Here is a 20,420-nt window from a genome sequence, read left to right as displayed (position 1 = left end):
CACCTCCCACGATCTTGTTTAGCTATCATGATGGAAAGACGATTTGAAGCAGCTGGCTGAGCCGCTTCTCGTAGGTATGCTGCTCCAGCGTTTTTATAAATCCTCTTAATGCGATTTGATTCCTCTTTTGCTCGTCATGCAGGTAATATGCAATTTTATCAGCCAGCTCTTTTGGTGAAGAGTACGTTTCAAGCTCCGTTCCAGGTACATAAAAATCGCTTAAGTCCTGACGAACATCTGTAAGCTGAAAAGCTCCGGCAGCCGCAATTTCATACGTACGAGGGTTGATCGACAGGCCGGGAAGGTTGCGGCTATTTTTGTTATGCACCTTGTCGTCATGGGAACGATGAATATTGATGACAATCTTGGCGCCATTGTAATAGCTCGCTGCTTCTTCTGAGCTGATCCATGAAATGCGAATGCCCTTGCTTAGGCTTTTGTAACGCTTAAGCCTTTTCCAGAACAAACCGATAATTCTTGTATCGCGCTGTGCTAGTGCAGGAGCAATTCGATCTATTAATCTGACTCTGTTATGAAAGGCATTCCCAATAAAGCAAATATCGCTTTGATAATGAGCGGGTACATATTTGGGCTTATACACGGCTGGGTTAACTGCCAGCGGCAAATAATGAACCTGACAGCCGAGCTGCCGATAGATTGGAATAGCAGCCAACTCATGGGTAAATAGCCATTCATACTGCGGGGCAATGACCGTTGTAACATCGGTTACGTAGGGCTCATCGACGAGCCATATCGCTGTTTTAACGCCGATCGAACGAATGCCTTTGATTTGGTTGACTGGCACCTGAGTGCCATGCAGTACGAGCACTAAATCCGGTCTTCTCCTGCTTGCCAGATCAATAAGATTATCCGATGGAGATGCGATGATCAGCTCGCTGACCATACCTCTGAGAGCATCCGTAACCGCCTGATCCATATCTGGAAAAGGGCCTCTTAATCCCGCGCGAACATATAATACTCGCAGAGATCGAAGCACGCTTGCAGGCCGCGGTATTTTCTGAATTATCGCCTCACAGGTACCCACATGGTAACCATGCTTCCAGCCAGATTCGCGTCCCGCCCCCCACTCGTTTGCTGCTGAAATGTTTATTTTCCGTTTCTGCTTCAGAAGTATCTCACCTCTTTCTGTAACGAATACTCTTTATACATTTCTAATTAGTGCCTGCTCCAACAAATCTATGCTTCGATCCCATTCCCACTTCTTTACCGTCTCTCTCCCGCCAGCTCTTAGGTGTTCGCGCAGAGACTTGTCTGCTATCAAACTTTGTACTGCATTCGCTGCTGCCCTAATGTCATTTGGAATGACCAAACTATTATAATGATTGACCAGATATTCATCCGTCCCCGTTACATCAGCAACGACTGGAACGCCTCCGCAAGCCATCATCTCAAGTGGAGGATAAAGGAAACTTTCAACCCTGCTCATTTTGAGCAAAATATCACAGCTAGAGTAAATATGCTTCATCGTTTCATAGGATACACTCTCAAAGAAGCGGTCACAGCGCCAAGATGCAGCGGGACGCCCCGATGAGCTGACACACCAAACCTCACAGTTCAAATCCCGCACTGCCGCAAAAGCATCGCTCATTCCTTTGTAAGGAACGTTAATAGGGCCCTCCAGCAATACTCTAACCTTGCTGCTTTTTGGTGCAAGCGGCTCTGCCTCATACATAAGTGAGGTATCGAGTCCGTTAGGGATATAGATCGCTTGCTTATTAAACTTACGCTGCAGCCAGCGCTGCAGCCAGCCTGCCATCGTCAGAAACGTAAAATCATTCGTTTTGTACGTTTGATAGGCCAGCTTCGATTGCTCCGACGATGGCGAATAAAATCTGGATTCATCCGATTGAATGAAATAAAAGCGTTTCTTTGCTTCTATTCTTCTTGCAGCGCCGAGTGTAGCCCAAAAGGTCGCAATCACAATATCACGATCCGCAGGAGCGCGGGATTCTGTGACGATGGGCACCTCAACAGGATGCCAGCTAACCTGCGTATTTCCATCCATGGAAACTAATACGACATCATAACCGCGCTGCTTCAAGCGGTTGGCATGCTGAAGAATAACCGCTACGCCACCGGAAATGGAGCATCCTGGGATGACGTATGCAATTTTCGGCTTACAGACGCCGCCTACTACAGCAATCCAACGGCCGTCACGATAGCCGTCTTTCCATCCAGCTTTGTAGCCTTCTGACTGGCTGCTTATCGATCCTGCCCGCCAATCTTTCCTTCCATTTTTGACCAAGCGGCTATTTCTACCAATTCTCCTTTTTGGCTTCAGCATCATCTTAGGTCGGACCTTAAGATTTTTGAATTTCATAATCTTTTTTCCTCCCCTTATATCTGTAATGGCGGTATACTTGGTGACTCTATGCATTCAACCCTATCTCATAATATGTTTGATCCTTTTTACCGCCACGGCGTCTGTTACCATGAAGTTTCTTCTCTCCTAATCGTTGCAAAAAAATAGACTGGGACACAGGAAATGTCGCAGTCTAGCTAGCCTACTATTGTGTTTTCTCATCCGCTAGACGCAATCCCGCTTCCTGCAGCGAAGTGAACGTACCCGCGTCATGCCACCACCCTTTCAAAATGCTGTGCTTGAGTGCCCCCCTCGCCGCATAAAAGTTGTTTACATCGGTAATTTCAAGCTCCCCTCTCCCCGAAGGACGCAATGTCTTAATTACATTAAAAACATCAGCGTTGTACATATAAATACCCGTTACACAATAATTAGAGCCGGGATTCGAAGGCTTCTCCTCAATGGATACAATTCGCCCGCCTTCCATTCTCGGAACGCCAAATCTTTCTGGATCAGCTACTCTCTTAAGTAATACCTTTGCCTCTTCCGATGATGCTTCAAAAGAAACCATATATTCAGATAATGAATCCTCGAACAAATTGTCTCCTAGCAGAACGACAAATTTTTCATCCGCAGATACGAACCCAGCTGCCAAAGCTAATGCCTCAGCAACACCGCCAAACTGATCCTGCACTCTAAAAACGAGATTGACGCCCCATTCGTGGCCGCTCCCCAAGAAATCAACATACAAGCCTGCTGATTGTTTTCCTATAACGAGCAAAATATCTTTAATCCCTGCATCCGCCAGCTTTTTAATCGCATAATATATCATAGGATGCTTTCCGACTGGCAATAGATGCTTGTTCATAAATTTCGTTAGCGGATAAAGTCTCGTGCCTGACCCGCCAGCCAGTATAACGCCTTTCATCCAGAAGTCCACCTCCCCTCACTCTACTGAAACTCCTTTATAAGTATATGAATTTAAAAGATTTAAGAGTGGATGGATAACCACATGCGCTAAGATTTGGACGTTGTTGATCAAAAATCATAACGATAAAGGGGCTTGTACGGCTGCCTTTTTTAAGAAGGACAAGCTTCAAATCTATATTTTATTAATAAACTAGATTTAGAGAGACATTCAAAACTAGAGGTGATGCAATTGATTCGAAAAGCGATCATTCCTGCCGCAGGCTATGGAATTCGCAATTTACCCATAACCAAGGCTATTCCCAAAGAATTGTTTCCCATTGGAAACAGACCCGCAATCGACTATGTAGTTAAAGAAGCAATCGATGCAGGAATTACCGACATTTTAATTATATTATCTCGCAATAAGACAGAAATTATGAACTATTTTGACCGTTCGATGGAGCTGGAGGCTCATTTGCGTACGATTCACAAAGAAAGCATGCTGCCTATCATTGCTCCCGCCAAAGTCAATATTCAATATATTCGTCAATATGAAGCACTCGGTCTTGGTCATGCCGTTTCGCTTGGACAATCATTTGCTGCAAACGAGCCCTTTGCTGTTATGCTGCCGGATCAAATAAACCTTCATCAAAACTCTTTACTCCTACCATTGATTCGAAACTACGAGAAGCACAGAACCAATGTCATTGGACTGCAATCGGTTGACCCCAAGCTGTTGTCCCAATACGGCGTAGCGTCTGCTGTTCAAGTTCAGCGCCGAATTTACGAGGTCGCTTCCATAGTAGAGAAGCCGGCATATGATCCTCCGTCCCAGCTCGCGGTCATGGGCAGATATATTCTTGAACCTGGCATTTTCGAATTATTAAAAACAACGAAACCCGGAATAGGCGGAGAGATTCAATTAACCGATGCTTTAAATCAGATGGGCATGACACGCAAAGCGATCGGATATGTATACAAGGAACGCTGGTACGATACGAGCATCGAGCATGACTACTTGAAAATTCAACAGCGTGCATACCAGCTTCATAAAAAGCGGAAGCAATAAAGCAAAAAATAAGGATAGGCCGCTGCCATCCTTATTTTTGTTTGTTGCCCTGATTGACTATGCTTCGGTATTGCTTCGTCTGCGCAATCTTTTTGGCACGAAGCAATCGAATCGTTTTTTTCGTAACCTTCCATGTATGCATTTTTTGATTGGCTCTTCTAATTGCTGCAAAATGGCTGGGACTTGTGAAAGCCAGCTTATAGCCTTTTTTGATGCTGTCCTTCTGAAACCTCATATCCGTTCCCTTGCGAAGATGTTTGAAAGAAACGTCCGGATACAACTTTTTTTTGAACAGCATCGTCGCTCCTGCTACTCTATTTTTACTAGGCATCGTTGCAAGCATCAGCATTGAAGAATGCTTAAAGTACATATAAAACTTATTTTTCCCTATTAGATCCGCTTCCGTCTTTTCAAGTCGCATCATCGCCTCAGTCAAATAATTCGGAGCATAATAATCATCATCGTCGAATTTAGCTATAATCTCATATTTGGCTTTGCTAATGCCGTAATTTAAACATTTCCCAAGCGACCATTTGGCCGGCAGCTTGTATATCGATACATTTTCAAAGCTGCTGGCCTGTTTTTTGTAAAGTTCAATGTTCATGCCATCGTTATTGAGCAGCACGATCATTTCCTTCACCCTCCACTGCTGACGCTTGAAGTTAGTGAATAGATTTTGCATAAAGAGGGGCTTATTCGTTGCTATAACTATGGTTACACCTGATGTCATCCTCCCCTGACCGGAAAAATGCTCCTTATCCATGCCCGCTGCATCGTGCCTCCTTACTCGGTCATAAACAGCTAGTGATACTCTCATGATCCGCCGCCTCCGAGCGTGACGATTCTTGATTTGCCCGTAATCCCTTTGACTACATTTCGGGTGTCATATACAAACGGAGCATGCTCCAAAACAAGTTCCAGCGGCAAAGAAGCATGATCGGTAGCAATGATAACGCAATCTGTATTTGAAAGTGTTTCTGCGCTTAGCTCCAAGCTGACAAGCGTATGCTCACCTACTTGCAGCGATGGTACGTGTGGATCATGGTAAACTACATCTGTACCTTTTAGATGCAGAATTTGAATCAAACCAATAGCCGCTGATTCCCTGTAATCAGCTATATCTGGCTTATAGGCTACTCCATATATCATAATCCTCGTTTCCGAGAGCGGTTTAGGCGCCAAATAATGTACAAGCTGCTGTGTAATATATAGCGGCATTCCCTCATTTATTGTATTTGAAATTTGAATAAAATCAGAAGTAATGCCATGCTGCTTCAGCTTCCATGCTAAATAAGAGGGATCCACCGGAATACAGTGACCGCCAATTCCAGGCCCGGGATAAAACGTGTTGTATCCAAATGGCTTCGTACTGGCTGCCTCGATAATTTCCCAAACATTCAGATGGATTGCATCGCATATTAAGGCCATTTCATTAATGAAAGAAATGTTAATTAGTCGATAAGCATTTTCCAATATTTTTGTCATCTCCGCTGTATCCGTGGAGGAAACGGGATGCACACGAATAAAAATTTGATTGTATAATTCCTTCACTCGCTCCAAGCAGCCGGGCGTTACGCCGCTAATTACCTTTGGAATACTTTCCACATCAAAATGTTTATTTCCAGGATCTACCCGTTCAGGCGAGTAGGCAATATGATAGTCTATCCCTGCGTTAAGCCCGGATTGATTCAAAACAGGCAGGAGCACTTCTCTTGTAGTGCCCGGGTAAGTTGAGCTTTCTAATATGACTAGCTGCTGCCGCTTAAGTCTACTGCTGATTTGTTTGGCCGCTTGCGTCAAATAGCTCAAATCAGGCGTTCCATGCGCAGTTAAAGGCGTTGGCACACAAATAACGATCGCTTCAGCTGCATCCATTAGATGAAACTCATTTGAAACGGTAAAGCGGTCAGACAAATTCGCTTCTTGTATGTCCTGATCCTTTATTTCGTTTATATAGCTTTTTCCTAATTGAATCGACTCTACTTTTCTTCTATCCAAATCAATTCCAACAACGTTAAACCCCTTACGAACAAAAAGCAGAGCAAGTGGCAGACCCACATAACCAAGCCCCACAATAGCTACCGTTCTCGGCTTTTCAATCGCGTTATGATTATGCAAATCGCTCATATTCTAATCTCTCGCCTTCTCTCTAGTAATTTTTAATCAGCTTAGATAGTATATGAAACAACTTATTAATAGTTTGGACAGTTTGGATACAAAATGCAGCCACCTTGATTACAGCCCAATTTTGTACTTCCCTTGCATTCGCCTTATACCTTCCTTTCAAACGCCGCATATGCTATCGATAATCTGCAGCAAGCAAATGCTTCGAGAGGGGTAACGATATGGCTGGAAAATACCGCAAGCGCAGCAGACATTTTGACGTCATTATGATGTCTGACTTTAGATTGCCGGGTGGAACAACCTCATCCAACGTAGAAGAAATGAAAGCTCAAAAAAGAGCAGGCTTAACAACAGGGCTGATTCACATGTCCGGCCAGCCAAGAAGCAAGACCAGTACAATTAACCCCAAAATCAAGCGTATGGTCGATGGGCGGAGCATTCGAATGCTGAATACAACCGCCAGAGCTACCTGTGATACTCTAATTATTAGACATCCGCGAATTCTTCATGTAAGAAGAAGATATAAACCGAACGTATCGGCAAAGAGAATACACGTCATCGTCAATCAAACCCCAAGAAAGGATTATGGCAGATACGGCCGGTTAGTTTATAACATTAGTCGCTGCGAACAGCGGGTCAAACAATTTTTCAGAAAATCCAGCACATGGCATCCAATCGGCCCTCAAGTGAGAAAAACGCTTTTTAAGCACCATGCAGGTGATTTGAAGAACATTAAATTGGCTTCTGCAGATTGGGTAAACATCATTAATACGAGGGAATGGAGACGGAAAAACCGTCCTTCTCACAGAGGCGTGATCAAAATAGGCAGACACTCCAGAGATGCTTATGTGAAATGGCCTTCCAATCGAACGGATCTTCTAAAAATTTATCCCGCTTCATCAAAATATGAAATACACATTCTTGGCGGTGCCAGAACACCGCGTCGGATATTAGGAAAGCTGCCTCAAAACTGGCATGTGCTTGGATTTGGAAAACGCTCGCCAAAGTCTTTTTTGGCAGGGCTCGACGTCTTTGTTTACTATACACATCCCAATTGTGTCGAAGCGTTTGGCCGCGTTATTTTTGAGGCGATGGCTGCTGGCGTGCCGGTTATTCTTCCCCCAAGCTACAAGGAGCTTTTTGGTGAAGCCGCCATTTATGCTGAACCTTCCAATGTAACGAATGAAATCGATCGGTTGATGTCAAGCTCCGAACTTTACGAGAGGCAAGTGAGAAGAGCGATTCAATATGTTGAAGCAAACTTTGGTTACACGAAGCATCGTGCAAGATTAAATAAATAAGAATGCAAAAAAATGCACCTAGGCTAACGGGTGCATTTTTTCATTTCATTTGAGGGATATCCTCAATACGAACGACGACGTTTTTTGCGGATAGGCTTCCTTAGCTTGCGCCGAGCTCTTCTCTTCTTCACCATAATGTTTCGATGCTTTATCCGATCTGGTTCGTCCGCGTAATACGGAATCGGTTGATCCATCACATCCGTACTGAACGCTTCTGAATGAAAGTACCCATTTGAAAGCAAAAATGGATTTTCAACTTCAGAATTGTCATAGTAATGCATGCGAAACTTTGCTCTCGTTTGACCTGCAATCACTTCTCCGCTAGTGAAGTGACTATAGCTCCAGGTTGAGCTCGCCGCTGTATTTCGTTCTACTTCTATCCATTCATTTCTATATTCTTCGACTAGTTCTCCGTATAGCTGCCCCTTCTCATGCTCGATCCATGAGATCGCCAGCTCAAAATTATTGGATATTCGAATAGAGCGCAGTGGTTTATTACCAATGGAATACGTATGAGGGGCAGTTTTTGATATATCCCATCTCTCCATAAGGTTGCTGTGAGAGACCTGATAACCCGCATCACGCAAGGAAAAGACACCATCAAAGAGTGTGTGCGATTGATCCAGCCATCCTTGATCGATAAAATTATGGATCGTTGGATCATAATAACAATTATTTTCACTAAGCTTGAGCCAGCATTTCAGGAAGCTTTCCGTAACAAAATGACGTTTAAAGCTCATAAAGCTTGAATCATAGATCCCGTTTTTCCTAACATCCGTCAACCAGTCCAAATCCAGAAACTCTGGATCAATGACTTTTCCAATCAAAGTAATAGGATGCTGATTAAAACCGTCCGCAAGCTCTTCAAATGGCGAAATGACCCATGTATCCGCATCCAAGTAATGGATAGTTATCTCATTCGTATACTTTTTGTATATATAGTTCACCAATAAAGCCTTGCAAGCCCGCTGTGCTTCTTGAAGAGTGTACTGGAAAAAAAACTTTTTCATATTGGAATATGCATCCGTATCTTTCATGAGCACGACCTCATCAAAATAAGGACAGCCAACAGCGGCATTAGGCATAGTTTCCTCCATCACACCAATGATAACCTTGCCATTAGGCATATGTTTCTTAATGGATTTGGCCATCATTATCGCTTTGGCTGTGTGCTCTGCATGTATAACCGTACCAAAAATCATAATGCCTCTCCCAATCTAGCTATAACTAGTCTATTATCATTCATGGCAGTACGACCATCTCCTCTCCTGTCATATCCTATGATTGCCTTGTTTCATAGGAAACCCTAGTATCCGTCTAAATATAGGGTGAAGATTATCTGATAGTTTTACCCATTGCCATTCCAAAATAAAAACGGCTCAGAGATTGAAACCCTCCAGCCGTTTCTGTGTTTTCATTACGATTACCTGCCCTTTAGTCGTAAATCATGCGCCTATCTTTGATGCTTTTGCTCTTCATCTTATTTTCTATAGTCTGCGCTGGAAAAATTCGTTCGACCATCGCATTAAATTCTGCAATATAGCCTTGTATAGGATGCCCAAGCTTCACATCGTTCATATACGCATTCATCCGCCCAACAAAATCAGGATTAGCTGACACATATACATGTTCAATGCTCGGATTTAATTGCTTCACTTTATTCGCAATTTGTTCCTTAACTTGCGCCGTAAGCATATGGTTTCCTGTAGACAGGGTGCTCATGCGCCGGCTAATCTCCACGCCCTCTTTCCCCATATACCCACTATTTGTTCGGCTTAGCATTTTGGATTCAACCTTAGGCTGAATCTCATCTAATGAAACAGCTACGTATGCGTTATGGTCGGTTATCATCACGTATGACGATTTGACTACACCTAAATTTGTGATCTCCTTAGCCATTTTTTCATTCATTTGCATTCTATAATTTTTATGCGAGCCGATGACGTTATTGCTGTTTAGCCTGCGTCCATTTACTCGATTTTTCTCATTCATTTGGTCATCGGCGAATCGTTTATTTTTTAATAAATTTCCATTTGCATCATAACGGATACTGTTCGAGCGGATGTCTTTATTTCCAAGCTCACCGTGATTTTCCATGCAGCCTGCCAGCATTGTGCTTAGCAGCACACCTGCAGACAAAGCAACGATTTGTTTGCGCATTTAGCCATCCTCCAACTTGTTTTGTTTAGGCACCGGACCCTTCCTTAGCGTTCGCCTTTTCGGGACTCGCTATTCATTGCATTGACAAAGCAAAAGGGATGAAGTAAATTAGTATCAGATACTAGTACTTGGTACTAATTTTGAGAGGAAGTGTGCATTTATGGACAAAATAAAACCATCTGCCATTCAATCGAATGCCGTCATTACCGCGATAGGCACTTACGTTCCTGAACGGATTTTAACAAACACAGATATGGAGAAGCTTGTGGAGACGAGCGATGAATGGATCATGCAGCGAACCGGCATCAAGGAGCGTCATATCGCCTCAGACAGTCAGTTCACCAGCGATCTATGCTTTGAAGCTGTTCATAATATGATTGAACGCTACGGCGTAAGCGTGACTGATGTTGACTACATTATCGTGGCTACTTCTACCCCAGATGCCGTCTTCCCAAGCGTAGCTTCTCAGGTGCAATCGAACTTCAACATCAGCCATGCAGGTGCAGCTGATATTCAAGCAGCCTGTGCTGGTTTTGCCGCTGCCATTCAATTAGCGAATGGCTTGTTGTTATCTGGAGCACATCGCAAAATTTTAGTGCTTGGCGCAGAAACGTTATCCAAAATTACGGACTATACAGACCGTACGACCTGTATTTTGTTTGGCGACGGGGCTGGCGCAATTCTTATGGAAGCTTCGCATGACGGACATGGCGATATCGAAGCAGTATATACCAAAACAGATGGTGCCCGTGGTCATCTGCTTTATCGCAGCAGTTTAGCTTCCGCAATTGGTGAGCATGATATACAAACGAACGGTTTAATCGTGCAAAATGGCAGGGAAGTATATCGCTGGGCGGTTAGTCATGTAGCTGAAGGTGTTCAGCAGCTATTGGAGAAGAGCGGATATACACCGGCAGAAATCAATTGGTTTATTCCTCATAGCGCTAATATGCGAATTATAGAATCGCTTTGCGAAAGAACAGGCTTCTCACTTGAACAAACCTTATCGAGTATAAAACAATATGGCAACACATCCGCTGCATCCATTCCGCTTGCTCTAGACGAGGCTGTGAAGTCTGGCTTCGTTGAGCCTGGACATCTTTTACTCCTATACGGCTTTGGAGGCGGATTAACTCAAGCTGGCGTCGTTCTTCGCTGGTCCATCTAGAACATGCTAAACAGCCCTATACTCCATCGATTAGATTCCGCTTGGAACCGATGGTGTAGAGGGCTGTTTTTCTACAGCCATTTAGGGTTGACTCTCGTATGCTGCTTGGTGTCCATCTTCAAAACCCGTTGCAAACCCTGTGTTATAGCCATCATTAAAGGTTTGCCCAAGTCCAGCTCGTTCGGTTTCCTTATGGGCAAATCGTTTCCTCGGTACTTGTTTTCTACGTTGTAGTGTTTTTTTGCTTGTCGTATTTCTTCTTGCTGTCCGTTTGCGAGGGCTTCGTGCACTTTCACTTTTCCTTGTTTTGCTCTTATTGTTCAACAATCCCCTCTCCCCCTGACCAATGAACGCCATAGATAGGCAGCTCAGGCTGTAGCCATGGCTTCGTTGGATTACCCTTCCGTTTTACCCGTCTATGCCAAGCAAGGCTTGTTACCGATTCAGCAATCGTTTCCTGTAGTTCGGTAAGCGATCTTACATTGTCCCGGAGGAGCTTAACTGTTCCTTGTGAAGCATCAGACACATCAGCGATACTTTCTAATATACGGGCAAGCGCGCCTTGGCTTCTAGCAAGCGAGGCTAAAAAAGCCGCTCTTGCCTCACGTTCAGATCCCAAGATCTCCATCAGTTTTTGTCACCAAAGGTGAAGCCCTTGCCCAGTGGAGATAATGAATCACCATAGCTCTCTGACATTTCTTCCTCTTGCTGCAGCACAGCCTTCATAATAGACACGATCCCTTGATTAAGCTTCGCGATTCCATCGATCATCTCAATCACCTGATCATGCATTTGAATAGACTGGCCTAGCTGCGTTTGGTGCGAATTAAAGGTGTGGGTATGCACATGATTACATATCCAGCCTCGCATCTTCTCTGCCTCAGCCGCTTTGGCTTCCAGCATAATTGCTATATTCCATTGCATATTAGCCGTTGAGCTAAGCATTCGCATATAGGCTTGATCACGATCCATTGCAAGCTAGACCTCCTTATTTGCTCTCTATTCTTCCCCGTCTGCTTCCTTAAGCTCACGCACAACATAGGTAAGCTGAGCAGCAATCGTTTCTTGAAAATCTGCGATACTATTCAAATATGCAACGATATTCTGACCCACCGCTTGCGTATTTTCCAGAATGCCAGATAAACCTCCTAAATTCGGATGCTCGTCTGGAAGCGCCTGCACGATCTCGGATAAGCGAACCGTTACATGCCGTTCTGCTTCTAGCATTCGTGCCATTTGTACATTGCCGTGAGACATATGCTGCATAATTTCCGTAATTGTAGCTTGCATCGTACTTTCCCTCCTTGCTCCTACATCATATGCGTGCTCCGCAGCAGTGGATACTTCCCTTTTGTTACAATGCTTGACGAAGCGTAATCGGTGCGATCAAGGGCAAGCCGTCGGGAATCATACGAAACTCTGCTTCGGAAAGCTTCTCTTTATGTCCAGGCTGCAAGCCCCAGCCATCGGCAGCAAGCCTACTCATAATAATACGTTTCTTGCCATTCTCAAGATAAAAGCTGCTTCCGTTCTCACTTGTATAAATGCTGCCATTTTGGAGTTCGTTGCTATCACCGTAACATAGCGAGCCTTTACGTGAAATGACTACATCCACCTCGATAGGCTCACCGATCGGCCAACGACACAAGTCAAGCTGAGATACGCGTTTAACTGGCTGCTCCCATAATCCATGAATGGGCCGTCTAACGCTGTCCTCTATCCAATAGATTGTTTCTCCAAAACCTTTTACGACCATTTGCTGCGGATAAAATACCGACTCCCCAAGCTTCGGTCTAATGCCCGCTTCCCATTCAGGAAGCTTGGCTTGACGTTCAAAATCAGTTCCCTCTCGGTCCAAAAACTTCTCATCCAAGCCGCTCCATTTGTTCATAAAATAATGCTTGGATTCAAGCCCCTCGGACTCTTTAGCGCTGTACTCCGCCAGCTCCTTATCATTTCGTTCGGCATGAATGTAGGCGTCGCGCGCGTAAACCAATGAATATCCTTGCAATCTCACTCGCAAGCCATAATCTTCTGCTTCAAACGGCGACTCTTGGCAGCCTTCATCGAGAAAGCCCACTTTCTCCAGCAGCTCGCGCCGAAAGAGCAGGCATCTGCTAGCTAATCGCTCTGTTTGATGCCATTTTGATGAATCACTAGCATTATTTAATCTCGCAAGTTCATGCATATCTTCCAAATCAACATAATGAAATTCCATCTTTTGTTTGCCAGTCAGTCCGATAGAGACAGGGCCTACCATTCCGATGCCAGCATCACTATTCAAGCATATTAATAGATTGTCGAGCCAATTTTCAGTCGGTCGCATCCCATTGTTTAGCAGCAAAATAGTCGTCCCTTTCGCCATCATGAAACCTTTATTTGCAGCACCTGTGAAGCCTGCCGATTTTGCTAAAATACGATACCTCACTTGGCCGTCTAGTTGTCTTAAATAATGCTCGGTGCCATCTGAAGATCCATTATCTATAACGATGATTTCATAAGGCAAATCGGTATGATCCATAATGCCTTCGACACATGCTTTTACCGATTCAACCTCATTATGACTGGGAATGATTATGCTAGTTCCTTCGAAATAAGAATCATAGCTTTCAATGCCGGCTTTCAATCCTTCCTCATAGCCTTCATTCATACCCAGCCTATATCTCTCTACTCTTTTTTTCGCTGTATTGCGCAAGCTAACATTGTTTTTGAGACGTCGGACCGGTCTTTTTTTGCGTCTCATCGATAACCTCTCCAATCCGTCATTTGATCTTTTTTACATCAACATCATATAGTATGTTTTGTAGAGAAATCTGCAACGGCAAGTGTACTGCTTATCAAGGAATGTGTATAAAATGCTGCGACAACAAAATGCTAGAGTTGTCTTATAATTGTGTATAAAAAGAGACTGCCTTCGGTATTTTGCACCTACAGGCAATCTCCTTTTTAATACGTCTTATCCTTTACCGATAGAAATCCAGTTGAGATGGCCAACTGGCTCTTGACTGATGCGTGTACGAATGATGAGAACAACTGCATGATCCACAGCTTTCGAATGAACTACAGCGTAGCAGGCCGGGTTGTCAGTCGTTACGGTTAGCACGTAATAATTATCCACATAAGGCTCATCAAATGGAATGATAAGCTCTACTTGTTCTGCTTGCACAGCAAAGCTGTAAGGCGCAAGCCCAAATTGCTGCTTTACAATGCCTTGGCTCGCGTTAGTAATTACAGGTGCAAATCGCAGTGCTGAAAGACCAATGGATTGCTCTTGAATATGCCTTCCAGTAATTGAGCCATCTGCAACCTGCTCTACTTGAGTTGCAGCTGAACCCTCTACATTATTGCTCAGCAATAATCCAGGTGCCAACAAATCTGCAGTAATGCTTCCCGGAACAATTTGTTCCGTTCCTACGCTGCCAATTCCCAGCTTCGTCGTTGTCACGCTTCCGTCCGTCAGCTGTTCCGCACCTACGCTGCCAATTCCCAGCTTCGTCGTTGTCACGCTTCCGTCCGTCAGCTGTTCCGTTCCTACGCTGCCAATTCCCAGCTTCGTCGTTGTCACGCTTCCGTCCGTCAGCTGTTCCGCACCTACGCTGCCAATTCCCAGCTTCGTCGTTGTCACGCTTCCGTCCGTCAGCTGTTCCGCACCTACGCTGCCAAATGCCAGCTTCGTTGTCGTCACGCTTCCGTCCGTCAGCTGCTCCGTTCCTACGCTGCCAAACGCCAGCTTCGTTGTCGTCACGCTTCCGTCCGTCAGCTGCTCCGTTCCTACGCTTCCATACGCAAGCTTCGTCGTTGTCACGCTTCCGTCCGTCAGCTGTTCCGTTCCTACGCTGCCAATTCCCAGCTTCGTCGTTGTCACGCTTCCGTCCGTCAGCTGCTCCGTTCCTACGCTGCCAATTCCCAGCTTCGTCGTTGTCACGCTTCCGTCCGTCAGCTGTTCCGCACCTACGCTGCCAATTCCTAGCTTCGTCGTTGTCACGCTTCCGTCCATTAAGTGCTCTGAACCTATGCTATCATACGCCAGTTTCGATGAAGTTACGCTTCCGCCCATCAGCTGTTCTGAATCTACACTGCCATAAGCCAGCTTCGATGTAGTCACACTTCCGTCTGCCAACTGTTCTGAACTTACGCTTCCATGCGTAAGCTTCGCTGATGTCACACTTCTATCCGTCAGTTGTTCTGAACCTACGCTTCCATACGCAAGCTTTGTTGATGTCACACTTCTATCCGTCAGTTGTTCTGAACCTATACTTCCATTCGCCAGCTTTGCGGATGTCACGCTTCCGTCCATCAGCTGTTCCATACCTACGCTGTCAAATGCTAGCTTGGTCGTCGTCACGCTTCTGTCTATCATGTGCTCTGAACCTACACTGTCATATGCCAATTTTGATGATGTTACACTTCCGCCCATCAGCTGTTCTGAATCTACGCTTCCATACGCAAGCTTCGCAGTCGTCACACTTCCGTCCGTCAGCTGTTCCGAATTTACACTGCCAAATGCCAGCTTCGTTGATGTCACACTTCCGTCCATCAGCTGATTCGAACCTATGCTGCCTAGCGCCAGTTTCTCTGTTGTCACACTTCCGTCAGTCAGCTGTTCTGATCCAACACTTCCATTCGTAAGCTTCGCTGATGTCACACTTCTATCCGTCAGTTGTTCTGAACCAACGCTTCCATACGCAAGTTTTGCTGATGTCACACTTCTATCCATCAGTTGTTCTAAACCAATACTTCCATACGACAGCTTCGATGTTGTCACACTGCCATCTGCTAGCTGCTCCGAACCTATGCTTTCATACGCCAGCTTCGATGTCGTCACACTGCCGTCCGTCAGCTGTTCCGAATTTACACTGCCAAATGCCAGCTTCGTTGATGTCACGCTTCCGTCCATCAGCTGATTCGAACCTACGCTGCCATACGCCAGTTTCTCTGTTGTCACACTTCCGTCAGTCAGCTGTTCTGATCCAACGCTTCCAAACGCTAGTTTCCATGCAGTCACGCTTCCATCCATTAACTGATCCGAACCTATGCTCTCTAACGCGATCTTTGTTGTAGTTACACTTCCATCTGACAACTGATCTGTACCTACGCTGCCTAGCTCAAGCTTCGATGTCGTCACACTGCCATCCGACAACTGAGCCGTACCCACGCTGCCAAGCACCAACTTCGTCGTTGTCACACTGCCATTCGACAACTGATCCGAGCCTACACTGCCTAGTACCAGCTTCGATTTTGTTACACTGCCGTCCGCCAATTGATCCGTACCCACGCTGCCAAGTACCAACTTCGTCGTCGTCACACTGCCATTCGACAACTGATCCGAGCCTACACTGCCTAGTACCAACTTCGATTTTGTTACACTGCCATCCGACAACTGGTCCGTACCTACACTGCGAAGCTCCAGCTTCGATTTCGTCACACTGCCATCCGACAACTGATCCGTACCTACACTGCCTAGTACCAACTTAGCCGTCGTCACACTGCCATCCGATAACTGATCAGGGCCTACACTGCCAGGTACCAGCTTCGATGTCGTCACACTGCCATCCGACAACTGCTCCGTACTCACGCTGCCAGGTACCAGCTTCGATGTCGTCACACTGCTATCCATCAACTGATCCGTACCCACGCTGCCACGTACCAACTTATTCGTCGTCACACTGCCATCCGACAACTGCTCCGAGCCTACACTGCCAAGTACCAGCTTCGATTTTGTAACACTACCGTCTGCCAACTGCTCCGTACCTACACTGAGAAGCTCTAGCTTCGATGTCGTTACACTGCCATCCTTCAACTGATCCGTACCCACGCTGCCAAGTACCAGCTTCGATGTCGACACGCTGCGATCCGACAACTGCTCCGTACCTACACTGCGCAGCTCCAGCTTCGATTTTGTCACACAACCATCTGACAACTGCGCCGAGCCTATGCTGCCTAGCTCCAGCTTCGACGACGTTACACTTCCGTCCGCCAACTGCTCCGTACCCACACTGCCAAGTTCCAGCTTCGATGTCGTCACACTGCCGTCCGACAACTGCTTCGTGCCTACGCTGCCTAGTACTAATTTCGCCGTCGTCACACTTTCATTCGCCAGCTGCTCCGAACCTACACTGCCTAGTACCAGCTTCGATGTCGTTACGCTTCCGTCCGACAACTGATCCTTTCCTACGCTACCTAGCTTCAGCTTCGACGTCGTCACGCTTCCGTCTGCCAGCTGCTCCGTCCCCACACTGTCGACTGACAACAACTTACTGTCGATAGAGCCTTCCTTAAGCTTTCTGCCCAAAATACTATTGTCAGCAATTCGATCAAACACAAGCACATCATTAGCCAAATGAGCTAGTGTAATCGTGCCCTTGCGAACGTGATAGCCTTGAATCGAATCGGATTTCAAATGTTTGCCGGCAAGTGATTCGAGCTGTACATGCTCGCTTGAGACGGCATCTTGAGCCAGCTTTGCACTCGTCACCGACTCATCCTGCAATGCATGTTCGTTTACACTATTTATTGTTAAATGCGTTGCATTTACCGACTCTGGCTTAAGCTGCTTCGCGCCGATCGACAATTCCGCTATTTTACCCGACGTAATGGCTCCTGGTGCGATATGATCCGTACCTACAGCACCTTTGCTTATGACATCAGCACCTACGGAATCGTTTTGCAATTGCGCTGGTCCAATACTGTTTGCTGTCAGCTTTTCAATCGTAATCGAATCATCCGCCAAATGCGCGGCATGAACCGACCCTTCTCCCAAATGGATTCCAAGCACGGATGCATTTCCCAAATGACGGCTAAGCACCGCTTCATTTGCTATCTGCTTTGATTGCACAGCGCCGTAAGCTAGTTTAGCAGATGTAATGACACCATCTTGAAGGTGGTCATTTCCGATCGATTGATCAGCCAAATGTTCAGCTCCAATTGCACTAGCTTCAATATGGGTCGAGCGAATCGATTCTGCTTGTATGTGGTGGGAAGCAATCAAATTGGCTCCGAGATGCCCTGGCATAATAGCTTGAGACGCAATCTTGACACTCGATACGCTTCCGTCTGCGAGCTTGCCAGTCGAGACGCTTAAATCAGCCAGCTTATCCGTCGTAACCGATTCAGGAGAAAGCTTTAATGAATTTACAGTATGATCTGCCAAATGATGCGAAAAAACTGCACCTGAAGCAATAGCTTGATCCGTGACAGCGCCTTTCGTTAGCTTGCTGCTCGTAACTGAACCGTCTTGCAGCTTTTTGTTATCTACAGCATCCTTTGCGAGATGGCGTCCTTCAATGATCTCCGATTTTAAATGCATGCCGTTCACTGCTTCAGAAGAAATCGCTTCACCCGTTACGGCACCCTTAGTAAAATGATACGACCTTAACACTTCAGGAGCCAGCTTCTGAAACGTTACCGATTCATCCTGAAGATGCCGGGATTCAATAGCAAAGTTTGCTATGACTTTACTATCAACAGCACCATCAACCAGCTTACTTCGCGTTATTGAAGCATCCGCTAATTGAGTAGTACCAACAGCCTCCATACCAATATGGTCAACACGAATGGATAATGGCGCGATTTTATCTTCATTAACAATGCCGCTTTGCAAATGATCCCGTTTAATTGCATTTGCTGCAATATGCTTCATGTTTACTGCATCTGTTGTCAGATGCGCCTGCAATATTTGCCCATCAGCAATTTTGTCGGATGTAATGCTTCCAGAGCCCAAATGACGGCTGTGAACGGAGTCATTCGCGAGCTTCTGAGCATTAACGGATTGATCAGAAAGCTTGGAAATGGTTATCGAATGATCAACAATTTTAATGGTGGATACCGATTGATCCGCAAGCTTCCTAGAGTTAATGGACTGATCCGCGATGTGCTCACTTGTTATTTGCCCTGTTCCAATGTGGGAGCTTAGAACGGCCGCTGCTTGCAGATGAGATGAAGATACCGATTCGTCCGCTAATTGTTCTGCTTTTACCGCTCTTGGCTGCAATTCCCTTGTTCCGACTGCTCCTTCTGCTAGATGTTCCGCGGCTATGTCTCCGAGTGCCAAATGCTTTCCCTGAATAATACCAACTGCGACATGCTCAGATAGCAGCAATCCAGGCTTCAAATGCTCCGCTTCAATCGCTTCTGCGGCTATCTTCTCACTCGTAACTGCTGAGTCACGAAGCTTGGAGTGTGTCACTGCTCCTTCAGAAAGCTTTGAGTTGTCAATGGCTTCATTAGCCAAATTTTCCGGTCGGATCGTTCCGCTTTTAATTTTCTCGCCAGTAATGGCTTGATCGGCAAGCAGGTCTGTTGTAATGAGCAATGACTTCAAATGCCTGGATTCGATTGACCCATCTGCAATTTTGTCCATGCTGATCGTACGATCCGCAAGCTTCTCTGATGAGATGCTGCCATCTTGAAGCTTATTGCCAGAAATCGAATAATCCAAAATTTTGTTTCCAGTAATCGAGTGGTTTACCAAATGCTCGCCCATAATCGATTCATTCGCAATTTTAGCGGATTTAATTGTGCCGTCAGCTAAATGTATGGTCTGAATGGAATAATCGGCAATCATACTTGCCTGCACGCTGCCTGCTGCCAGCTTGCTGCTATCGATCGACCCAGGTGCAATTTTCTCTGATGTAACCGAAAAGTCTACCAAATCATCCGTGTATATAAATGCTGGAGGACCTTCCGGTGCCAATTTCTCATCAAGTTTCTCAAACTTTTCTTCCAAGCTTAACTGAGCAATCTGCTGGGCAAGCTCTTCGACAGCGAGCTGCTCTTGCTCTTCAATCTGGTGCAGCTGTTCCATCGTATCCAAATGCTCTAATTGCTCCTGCTGCTCTTCTCCTTGCGATTGTTCCAATTGTTCCGATTGTTCATTTAGTTCCAGCTGCTCCCCAAGCTCCAACAGCCTTGCTTGCTCCTGCTGCTCTTCTTGCGATTGTTCCGATTGTTCCAGCTGTTCCCCTTGCTCCAACAGTTCTACTTGCCCCACTTGTTCCTGCTGCTCTTCTAGTTCCAGCTGTTCTGCTTGCTCCTCTAATTCCACTTGAATAAGCTGTTCTAACTGTTCAATCTCCTCAGAGTCCTCCACCGTGACAACTGCCAAATCCATCTGCTCTGATGGATTCTCAAGGATGAGAGCGAGTGCGTTAATGCTCGCTTTCTCCTTCTCTTCTTCCTCTTTTTTAATCAATGTTTTAGCTGCATGTGCTTGTGCAACAGCGGCCTTCTTCCTGTTCAAATCATCTAGCCACTTTAACTCGGAAGCATTCGGATTATCAACATAAAAAAGCGGCTTTCGCCCCTTCGGGCTTTTCCCTTTTCTGTTTTTTGTCATAGTCCTCTCCTTCTTCCACCTGAAATGTCATA

16 protein-coding genes are annotated in these 20,420 nt (G+C 45.6%); 3 read left to right on the top strand and 13 right to left on the bottom strand.

Going from position 1 to position 20,420, the window contains the following annotated elements; genetic code table 11:
• Positions 1-25: 25 nt before the first annotated feature.
• The 3 genes from AC1DOV_RS21980 to AC1DOV_RS21970 all read right to left on the bottom strand — a co-directional run bounded on the left by AC1DOV_RS21980 (position 26) and on the right by AC1DOV_RS21970 (position 3,251).
• Positions 26-937 carry a CgeB family protein gene (locus AC1DOV_RS21980; RefSeq protein WP_477551077.1) on the bottom strand — a complete coding sequence of 304 codons (912 nt, stop codon included), beginning with the start codon at positions 935-937 and terminating at the stop codon, positions 26-28.
• A gap of 225 nt (positions 938-1,162) precedes the next feature.
• On the bottom strand, positions 1,163-2,341 hold the full coding sequence (locus AC1DOV_RS21975; RefSeq protein ID WP_477551076.1) for a glycosyltransferase family 4 protein: 1,179 nt from the start codon (positions 2,339-2,341) through the stop codon (positions 1,163-1,165).
• Between the two features lie 187 nt (positions 2,342-2,528).
• Positions 2,529-3,251, bottom strand: coding sequence for a sugar phosphate nucleotidyltransferase (locus AC1DOV_RS21970; protein ID WP_441886782.1), 723 nt, complete (start codon positions 3,249-3,251; stop codon positions 2,529-2,531).
• A gap of 231 nt (positions 3,252-3,482) precedes the next feature.
• On the opposite strand from AC1DOV_RS21970, the gene AC1DOV_RS21965 reads away from it, so the two are divergent.
• The gene (locus tag AC1DOV_RS21965) at positions 3,483-4,301 is read left to right on the top strand and encodes a UTP--glucose-1-phosphate uridylyltransferase (RefSeq protein ID WP_477551075.1); all 819 of its coding nucleotides are present in this window, start codon (positions 3,483-3,485) and stop codon (positions 4,299-4,301) included.
• A gap of 31 nt (positions 4,302-4,332) precedes the next feature.
• Here AC1DOV_RS21965 and AC1DOV_RS21960 read toward each other — a convergent pair whose 3' ends face one another.
• Both AC1DOV_RS21960 and AC1DOV_RS21955 read right to left on the bottom strand, forming a co-directional pair.
• On the bottom strand, positions 4,333-5,118 hold the full coding sequence (locus tag AC1DOV_RS21960) for a glycosyltransferase family 2 protein (protein WP_477551074.1): 786 nt from the start codon (positions 5,116-5,118) through the stop codon (positions 4,333-4,335).
• The gene (locus AC1DOV_RS21955) at positions 5,115-6,428 is read right to left on the bottom strand and encodes a nucleotide sugar dehydrogenase (RefSeq protein WP_477551073.1); all 1,314 of its coding nucleotides are present in this window, start codon (positions 6,426-6,428) and stop codon (positions 5,115-5,117) included. Before AC1DOV_RS21955 ends, AC1DOV_RS21960 begins: the two co-directional genes overlap by 4 nt.
• A 218-nt stretch (positions 6,429-6,646) precedes the next feature.
• Between AC1DOV_RS21955 and AC1DOV_RS21950 the strand changes: the two genes are divergently transcribed.
• Positions 6,647-7,726 carry a glycosyltransferase gene (locus AC1DOV_RS21950; protein WP_477551072.1) on the top strand — a complete coding sequence of 360 codons (1,080 nt, stop codon included), beginning with the start codon at positions 6,647-6,649 and terminating at the stop codon, positions 7,724-7,726.
• 62 nt (positions 7,727-7,788) lie between these two features.
• Here AC1DOV_RS21950 and AC1DOV_RS21945 read toward each other — a convergent pair whose 3' ends face one another.
• Together AC1DOV_RS21945 and AC1DOV_RS21940 are read right to left on the bottom strand one after the other, a co-directional pair.
• Positions 7,789-8,928 (bottom strand): hypothetical protein, encoded by a 1,140-nt coding sequence (locus tag AC1DOV_RS21945; protein WP_477551071.1) that lies wholly within the window; start codon positions 8,926-8,928, stop codon positions 7,789-7,791.
• Between the two features lie 232 nt (positions 8,929-9,160).
• Entirely contained in the window at positions 9,161-9,886 is a 726-nt protein-coding gene (locus AC1DOV_RS21940) for a YhcN/YlaJ family sporulation lipoprotein (RefSeq protein ID WP_477551070.1), read from the bottom strand.
• Between the two features lie 160 nt (positions 9,887-10,046).
• Here AC1DOV_RS21940 and AC1DOV_RS21935 point away from each other — a divergent pair, with 160 nt between their 5' ends.
• On the top strand, positions 10,047-11,054 hold the full coding sequence (locus AC1DOV_RS21935) for a beta-ketoacyl-ACP synthase 3 (RefSeq protein ID WP_477551069.1): 1,008 nt from the start codon (positions 10,047-10,049) through the stop codon (positions 11,052-11,054).
• Between the two features lie 81 nt (positions 11,055-11,135).
• On the opposite strand, the gene AC1DOV_RS21930 is transcribed toward AC1DOV_RS21935, so the two are convergent.
• From AC1DOV_RS21930 to AC1DOV_RS21905, 6 genes are all read right to left on the bottom strand, one after another.
• Positions 11,136-11,381 carry a hypothetical protein gene (locus tag AC1DOV_RS21930; RefSeq protein ID WP_441886803.1) on the bottom strand — a complete coding sequence of 82 codons (246 nt, stop codon included), beginning with the start codon at positions 11,379-11,381 and terminating at the stop codon, positions 11,136-11,138.
• Positions 11,368-11,682 carry a hypothetical protein gene (locus tag AC1DOV_RS21925; RefSeq protein ID WP_477551068.1) on the bottom strand — a complete coding sequence of 105 codons (315 nt, stop codon included), beginning with the start codon at positions 11,680-11,682 and terminating at the stop codon, positions 11,368-11,370. The genes AC1DOV_RS21930 and AC1DOV_RS21925 overlap by 14 nt, the downstream gene beginning before the upstream one ends.
• Entirely contained in the window at positions 11,682-12,026 is a 345-nt protein-coding gene (locus AC1DOV_RS21920) for an alpha-helical endospore appendage domain-containing protein (protein WP_477551067.1), read from the bottom strand. The genes AC1DOV_RS21925 and AC1DOV_RS21920 overlap by 1 nt, the downstream gene beginning before the upstream one ends.
• 27 nt (positions 12,027-12,053) lie before the next feature.
• Positions 12,054-12,344, bottom strand: coding sequence for a nucleoside-diphosphate sugar epimerase (locus AC1DOV_RS21915; RefSeq protein WP_076270251.1), 291 nt, complete (start codon positions 12,342-12,344; stop codon positions 12,054-12,056).
• A gap of 64 nt (positions 12,345-12,408) precedes the next feature.
• Positions 12,409-13,797, bottom strand: a complete 1,389-nt coding sequence (locus AC1DOV_RS21910) for a glycosyltransferase family 2 protein (protein ID WP_477551066.1) — start codon at positions 13,795-13,797, stop codon at positions 12,409-12,411.
• 213 nt (positions 13,798-14,010) lie between these two features.
• Complete coding sequence (locus AC1DOV_RS21905) at positions 14,011-20,388, bottom strand: WIAG-tail domain (protein WP_477551065.1); 6,378 nt, start codon at positions 20,386-20,388, stop codon at positions 14,011-14,013.
• Positions 20,389-20,420: the final 32 nt, after the last annotated feature.

Source organism: Paenibacillus sp. 01T47 (assembly GCF_056398245.1).
This window is presented reverse-complemented; position numbering and strand designations above follow the sequence as displayed.